The 7,155-nt window shown below is 37.9% G+C and carries 6 protein-coding genes and 1 pseudogene; 1 reads left to right on the top strand and 6 read right to left on the bottom strand.

The window, feature by feature from the left end; genetic code table 11:
* Both CP357_RS09215 and glyA read right to left on the bottom strand, forming a co-directional pair.
* The coding region (locus CP357_RS09215; protein ID WP_098037140.1) for an APC family permease at nucleotides 1–1,419 on the bottom strand (1,419 nt) is incomplete at its 3' end.
* Nucleotides 1,420–1,528: 109 nt separating this feature from the next.
* Complete coding sequence (gene glyA / locus CP357_RS09210; protein ID WP_098037139.1) at nucleotides 1,529–2,764, bottom strand: serine hydroxymethyltransferase; 1,236 nt, start codon at nucleotides 2,762–2,764, stop codon at nucleotides 1,529–1,531.
* A gap of 647 nt (nucleotides 2,765–3,411) precedes the next feature.
* Here glyA and CP357_RS09200 point away from each other — a divergent pair.
* Complete coding sequence (locus CP357_RS09200) at nucleotides 3,412–3,927, top strand: hypothetical protein (protein ID WP_025005730.1); 516 nt, start codon at nucleotides 3,412–3,414, stop codon at nucleotides 3,925–3,927.
* 119 nt (nucleotides 3,928–4,046) lie between these two features.
* Here CP357_RS09200 and CP357_RS09195 read toward each other — a convergent pair.
* From CP357_RS09195 to CP357_RS09185, 4 genes and pseudogenes are all read right to left on the bottom strand, one after another.
* Nucleotides 4,047–4,508: pseudogene (locus tag CP357_RS09195) on the bottom strand (IS66 family transposase zinc-finger binding domain-containing protein); the annotation flags it as partial.
* Nucleotides 4,509–4,827: 319 nt separating this feature from the next.
* A complete protein-coding gene (gene tnpB / locus CP357_RS09190; protein WP_098037138.1) occupies nucleotides 4,828–5,055 on the bottom strand; it encodes an IS66 family insertion sequence element accessory protein TnpB in 228 nt (75 codons plus the stop codon).
* Nucleotides 5,052–5,228, bottom strand: a complete 177-nt coding sequence (locus CP357_RS10400) for a hypothetical protein (RefSeq protein WP_198995870.1) — start codon at nucleotides 5,226–5,228, stop codon at nucleotides 5,052–5,054. The genes tnpB and CP357_RS10400 overlap by 4 nt, the downstream gene beginning before the upstream one ends.
* A gap of 173 nt (nucleotides 5,229–5,401) precedes the next feature.
* The gene (locus CP357_RS09185) at nucleotides 5,402–7,114 is read right to left on the bottom strand and encodes a DUF1542 domain-containing protein (protein ID WP_098037137.1); all 1,713 of its coding nucleotides are present in this window, start codon (nucleotides 7,112–7,114) and stop codon (nucleotides 5,402–5,404) included.
* Nucleotides 7,115–7,155: the final 41 nt, after the last annotated feature.

The following is a 7,155-nucleotide window of genomic DNA, read 5'->3' as shown; positions in this document are numbered from 1 at the left end:
GGCCCTATCCATCCCCGCATTAAAATACGGGGATTTTCGGGCGTTTTTCATTAAATTTGAATGTTGATAGTGAATTTCATAATAGAAATAAATCGGCAAACCTAATGCAATTACCAAGATAACTTGAATCGTAGTTGGCCACATTGACCAGTAAATTGACAAGCTAGTTAAAATAAAGGCAATTGGTGCTAGATATGGCATGTAACGAGGTTTAAACGGACGATCAAGATTAGGTTTTACTTTTCTCAAAGTCATTACCGTTACGGGGCCTGTTAAATACGCAATTAATGTTGAAGCAGTGATTACGGTTGCCAATAAATTCCAATTTCTAAATAGGCTGACCAAAATTACCGCTAAAATCAAATCCGCAATCATCGCGTAACGCGGAATTAAATACTTTTGATTAAACCGGCCTAGCCACTTAGGTAAGTGACGTGTATGTGTCATAGCGGCCAAAGCTCTAGATGCTGTAGCGACGAAAGCGACACCTGTACCAAACGGTGATACAAACGCATCTAAATAAAGCAAAATTACCAACCAATTGATTCCTAAAATAATTGCCAAATCCGCAAATGGTGAAGTAAAGTCAATGCCGTGCCAGCCTACCTTGGCTAACGTACTTGGTTCGACTGCTCCAATAAAAGTTGCTTGCAGCATGATATAAATCGCTGCAGTAATGATCATAGAGATCAAGACACCGCGGACAATATTCTTACGTGGATTCTTCAATTCTCCACCCATATTAATCACGGTCTGAAATGCATCATATGACATGATAATTCCTGAAACTGACGTAGCCTCAAAGATGGAACGTGTTCCATACGGCATAAATTCATGAACGTTGGAGCCGAAATTTTGTGCATGAAAACCACTGCAAATTAAAACTACAATCGTTAAAGTAGGCAATAAGATTTTAAAAATAGAAATCAAATTAGTAAAATGTGTCATAATTTTTACTGACCAAAAATTGATCATTGTAAAAATACACATAAAAATAAATACAACGCCCAATCCTGTAGAAGTAATATTGCCATCTTTAATAAAATTCTTAGTCCAATTAGCCCATGACCACGGCCACGAACTCATATATTGAACAGCCGCCACGGCTTCCATTGGTACCAAAGTTACTAATGAAATCCAATTGGCCCACGCAGCAACAAATCCCAGTAACGATCCATGACTGTATTGAGCATATCTACTCATACCACCACTTTCAGGAAACATTGCTCCCAATTCTACATAGGTCAAAGCAATAGCAATAATAATGACAGCACCTAAAATCCAAGAGAGGATTGCGGCTGGCCCAGCAATTTTCGCTGCAGAACCTGAACCAAACAGCCAACCTGAGCCTATCAAAGAATTTAAGGCCAACATAATAGCCGAAAACAGACCTATTTTATGTCGTTTCATTCCTTCCAAATAATCACTTATCCTTCATTCTTACCCTATATTTTTCTCGATTTTTAGCTTCTAATTATAACAAAAACAGTTCTAGCAAAAAACTAGAACTGTTTATTTTCTATTCAAATTAATTAATTGGATGTTTTTGAGTTAATTCTTTAACTTCTTGTTTAACGTGTGCAATTGTTGTTTCATCTTCTGGATTAGACAAAATCTCAATAATTAATCCAGCTGTCTTTTTAGCGTCTTCTTCATCAAAACCGCGGCTAGTAATTGCTGGTGTACCAATTCTTAAACCACTAGTTACAAAAGGACTGCGCTGATCACCAGGGATTGATTCTTTATTGGTTGTAATATGAACTGAATCAAGCAAGTTTTGTGCATCTTTACCCGTTAACCCAGTATTTGTAATATCAATAATCATTAAGTGATTATCAGTACCACCAGAAACTACACGAATATTGTCAGACTTAGCAAAAGTTTCTGCCATTATCTTAGCGTTTTTGATTACTTGTTTAATATAATCGGTAAATTGTGGCTGTAGGTCTTCATAAAAAGCTTGCGCTTTTCCGGCAATTACGTGTTCTAAAGGACCACCTTGAATACCTGGAAACAAAGCTGAATTAATCTTTTTACCAATTTCTAAACTATTAGATAAAATCATGCCGCCGCGAGGACCACGCAAGGTCTTATGCGTAGTAGTCGTCACTACATCAGCTACTGGAATAGGACTAGGATGTTGGCCAGTTGCTACCAAACCAGCAATATGGGCCATATCAACCATTAAATAGGCGCCAACCTCATCGGCAATTTCACGGAATTTTTGCCAATCAATAATTCGGCTGTATGCAGAAGCACCAGCAACGATCAATTGGGGATGAACATCTAAGGCGATCCGACGAATAGCATCAAAATCAAGTTCTTCAGTTTCAACATTTAATCCGTAACTATAAGATCTATATTCTTTACCACTGAAGTTTACTTTGGCACCGTGAGTTAAATGACCGCCAGCATCCATGCCCATGCCAAGGATTACATCGCCTGGCTTCAGCAAAGCTTGATAAACAGCCATATTTGCTTGTGAACCAGAGTGGGGTTGAACATTAGCAAATTTAGCATTGAATAATTTTTTAGCATAATCAATAGCAAGTTGTTCAACTTGATCAATGTATTGACAACCGCCATAATAGCGTCGACCAGGATAGCCCTCGGCATATTTGTTAGTTAAAACTGAGCCTTGAGCTTCACGAACTGCATCAGAAACAATATTTTCAGAAGCAATTAATTCAATCGTGTTTTGTTGGCGCTCTTCTTCGTGATGAATGGCATTCCACAATGCGGGTGACTTTTCTGCATATTTCAATGAAAAGACTTCCTTTCTGACTTGTACTAAATAGTTTTCTTTACTGAAAAGTATACTATTTAGCGATTAAATACGCACGACTACTGCGCGGAAATTCTTTTTTGAAAGCAGCTAAAACAGCATGACGGCAAGTAACGGTATCAGCTAATTAATATTCCTCAGTAAAATGCAGATAGCCAGCTTCAATTAAAAATAAATAAATTTTATTTTCTATACAAAAACAGAAATCAATACTCTTGCAATATTTATTATTTTTTCTAAAATAAAAGCCGCTTGCAAGATAAATTGCAAGCGACTCATATTATGGGACATCATGCTTAGCTTTTCCGAAGCTAAGCATGTTTTTGTATACAATTAATTACTTTAAAATAACTATTCTATAACCTCGTCCTACTTAAGCGTAACACCTTTTCTCCCGACTTTAAACGATTTTAGTATAAGTTAGTGATTACTTAATAGTCTTCAGCCGGAAAAAGGGGAATACCTTTTATTATGCTGGCGTATAGAAAATAACAACTAAACACTACATCCTTTCGTCTAATTTCCTAAAAAAATAGCAACTTTTATACCATTAAATTAAAAATATAGTTAAAATACTGGTATAATATCGTTTCAGAATAATTAATGTAGAGGTGAGATTTCTGATCATGAAAAGTGCAAATTACACTAGAAAACATCACATGTATTTAATGAATCACAAAAATGGTGACGTTATCGAAGTAAGAATGGACAAGAAAAATAAGACATTCAAGAAAATACGACTTTATCGTCAAGATGGTTTGGGCAACTACTATCTAGATCCACATGGGGAGTTTAAGGATCAGAAAAGTCCAGCAACCAAAGAGAATATCGTAGAAGCCGGAAAAAAGGTCAGCGATCATATCTCTAGTGCTGAGAACTGGCACCATAAAGTTAGACCTATTTTCAACGCTGAACACAAAATCGTCGATTTCGAACCACGATTGCATTTGGAACACCATACTAAGATTCAAAATGCTAAAAGATATTTGCGTCACTTGGAAAGACGACACGCAGACTTCATTTTCCGTAAAAATAGCAAGACGCCTTTGTTAATCCCATGGAATTACATCAAGGATATGATCTATGAAGATCGCAATAAAGAAATGGTTCTAGCCCATAAGGTGCACAAGTTAAGAAAATAGTCTAAATAAAGTGTCTGGGAAAAACTCAGAAATTAAGAAATCCTAATAAATCTTGGTATCAATAAACCTTGATTTATTAGGATTTTTTGAGTGAAAGCCTAAAATTTATTAAAAATAAACTTTTTCCAGTCACTTTCTTGGCGATAGTCCGGCACCTTCATTTCATATTTTTGATAAAGTGAATGAGCGATGAGTGAAGCTGAACCTAAACCTTGATTTAGAGGCGCCTTAGGTACGGCAGCTTTAATGATCTTGTCGCTATAATTTCTTTGACTGCAGTACTTACATTTGTAAGCGTGTTGGATATGATCCAGCCTTTTAAGTTGAGCTGGAATAAATAATAATTCTTGGCGTACTGCTTGTTTACCTATCTCAGTAAGTTCACGCTGGCAATCAGGACAATGCTTGTCGCCTAATTCATGATGAACTTCTTCGGCAGGAAAGGCCGCTAGCAGGTCAGTTCTTTTCCTGCGCTGAGTTTTTCTGTTATAAGTAATAGTCTGAACGGTGACGTCGGGGACGTTTCCGTCATCTTGAGCTTCGGGTTCATCGAAGAGACTTGTTTGTCCATTTAAGGACATTTGTTCTGAAGACTTACCATAACGCTTTTGGGTTAAGTAAGCTACTTGTTCACGAAGAAGCTTAATTTCGTCGGTTAGATTTTGGATGGTAGTTGCCTGTTGGGCAATAATCTTTTCTAAAGTTTCTTGTGACATAAGTTAAACTTCCTCCTAAATTTGTTAGTTAAAAGAATATCAAAAAAAGCGCGCGACGTCCAGTGTTAGTAGAATTCGCGCGCTTTCGTGTTCTTCATTTTTGGACTAATTGCGAAGCCTTTCATTAACCAATCAACCTGCTTAGCAGAGAGAGCTTGAACTTCATTTTGATTCCTGGGCCAGTTCATTTTCCATTTTCAAATCTTTTATAGAGTAGCCAGAAACCTTGACCGTCCCAATAGAGGGCTTTAAAGCGATCCTTGCTTCCACCACAGAAGAGAAAAACTTTACCACTAAAAGGATCAAGCTCAAACTGTTCTTTAATTAAGATTGCTAGGCCATCAATGCCTTTACGTAGGTCAGTCTTACCGCAAACGATATAGGCTTGACCCAAGTCGCTGAGCTTAATCATGGCAAGACTTTTTCAAGCAGCTTATTCATAATTTCAGGGTCTAAGCTGCTGTAAAAGTTTAGTTCTAAATCATTCTTCTTTAAGCTAAGCAAAAGATTATTGCGTGGTGGCCGCGTCTTCATTGGTCTGACTGGATGATTTAGAGCCACAATTGGCTGTTGTTTTTCGAGCATAATTCTAACCTCCAATATTTTTGATGAGTTTAGAATAGCTGAAAAAAGAGGACTAAGAAAGATACTCGGTTATATGACGCTTACAATCAAACAAAAACAAGATCAAGAAAAAGAACATGAATAAAAGGCCCAGCTTTTGCTGAGCCTTTTATTAGTTACGCCATTTAAAACGTTTAATCCTCCTTCTTTTTCTTCTCTCCTAATCCAAATAGACTTGCTAATGATACTGATAACAAACCTAAAATTCCAAGCTTATTATCTTTTTCACCAGTTTGTGGTAATGTCTTAGCTTGTTGAGCCTTGTGGGCTTCGCGAGTCATGACTGGTTGATCACTGCTCTTGACTGGTTGATCACTGCTCTTGACTGGTTGATCACTGCTCTTGACTGGTTGATCACTGCTCTTGACTGGTTGACCATTAACAACTTTCCAACCAACAAGTACATTACCGTTAGCGTCAACAACTTGATTGTTCACAGCCTTAACACCAATAATTAAATCTCTGCCTGGGATAGTATCCTTGGAACCATCTGGGTATTTAATCGTTGCTGTACCATCATCGCCTACTGTAACTTCAGTGCCTTCTGGTAATGTTGACTTGCCATTTTCATCCTTATTAGCGTCTTCCACATTCTTCTTAACTTGATTCTTTTCATCATCAGTTAAGTGACTTGGATCCTCAACGGTTACCTTGCCGCCTGGAATAGTTGGTGTGATATTGCCAGCGTCAGTTGTGCTGCCCTTTTGGCCTTGAACTAATTGGTCACCTGGAATGGTGTCCTTTGAACCATCTGGGTAAGTTACTGTAGCTGTACCGTCATCGCCAACTGCAACCTCAGTGCCTGCTGGGAACTTATCCTTGTTGGCATTATCGACGTTGTTCTTAACTTGATTCTTTTCATCATCAGTTAAGTGACTTGGATCCTTAACAGTTACCTTGTCGCCTGGAACATTTGGCGTAATGTTACCAGCATCAGTTGCCTTGTTGGCATCGTCTTTAGTTGCAGAAGTATCAGGAACATTAATGTTGTTAATCTTTTCAACACCAGTGTTCTTAGCTGTAGTAACATCAGCGTCTTTCTTGGCATCATCAATTGCAGCCTTAGCTTTGTTAACTTCATCAGAAACTTTCTGATGCAAATCAGCCTTTTCTTCAGCAGTTAAGTTTGAAGCATCGATCGCATCGTCCTTAGTCTTAGCAGCTTGATCAATGGCATCCTTAGCAGCATCTTTAGTGGCAGAAGTAGTTGGAACAGTAATGTTGTTAATCTTTCCAACACCAGTGTTCTTAGCTGTAGTAACATCAGCGTCTTTAGTGGCAGCATCAATATTACCCTTAGCTGTTTGAACTTCACCAGCAACGGTCTTCTTCAAATCAGCCTTTTCTTCAGCAGTTAAGTTTGAAGCATCGATTGCATCGTCCTTAGTCTTAGCAGCTTGATCAATGGCATCCTTAGCAGCATCTTTAGTGGCAGAAGTAGTTGGAACAGTAATGTTGTTAATCTTTCCAACACCAGTGTTCTTAGCTGTAGTAACATCAGCGTCTTTAGTGGCAGCATCAATATTACCCTTAGCTGTTTGAACTTCACCAGCAACGGTCTTCTTCAAATCAGCCTTTTCTTCAGCAGTTAAGTTTGAAGTATCGATTGCATCGTCCTTAGTCTTAGCAGCTTGATCGATGGCATTCTTAGCATTATCTTTAGTTACAGAAGTAGCAGGAACATTAACGTTGTTAATCTTTTCAACACCAGTTTCCTTAGCAGTGTTTACTGCATCGTTAGTTGTTGCTTTATTGATGTTAGCAATTGCGTCATCAGCAAGTTTTTGTGCTTGGTTAACTAACGCGGATTGTTCTTCAGCAGTTAAGTTAGTACTTAAACTTCCCACATCAAAAAAACTATGAAGCCTTGAAAACTCAATAGTTTAGC

This window comes from Lactobacillus sp. UMNPBX6, assembly GCF_002553975.1.
Taxonomy (GTDB): domain Bacteria; phylum Bacillota; class Bacilli; order Lactobacillales; family Lactobacillaceae; genus Lactobacillus; species Lactobacillus gallinarum.
The sequence above is the reverse complement of the archived record's forward strand: the minus strand, read 5'-3'. Positions and strand labels throughout refer to the sequence as shown.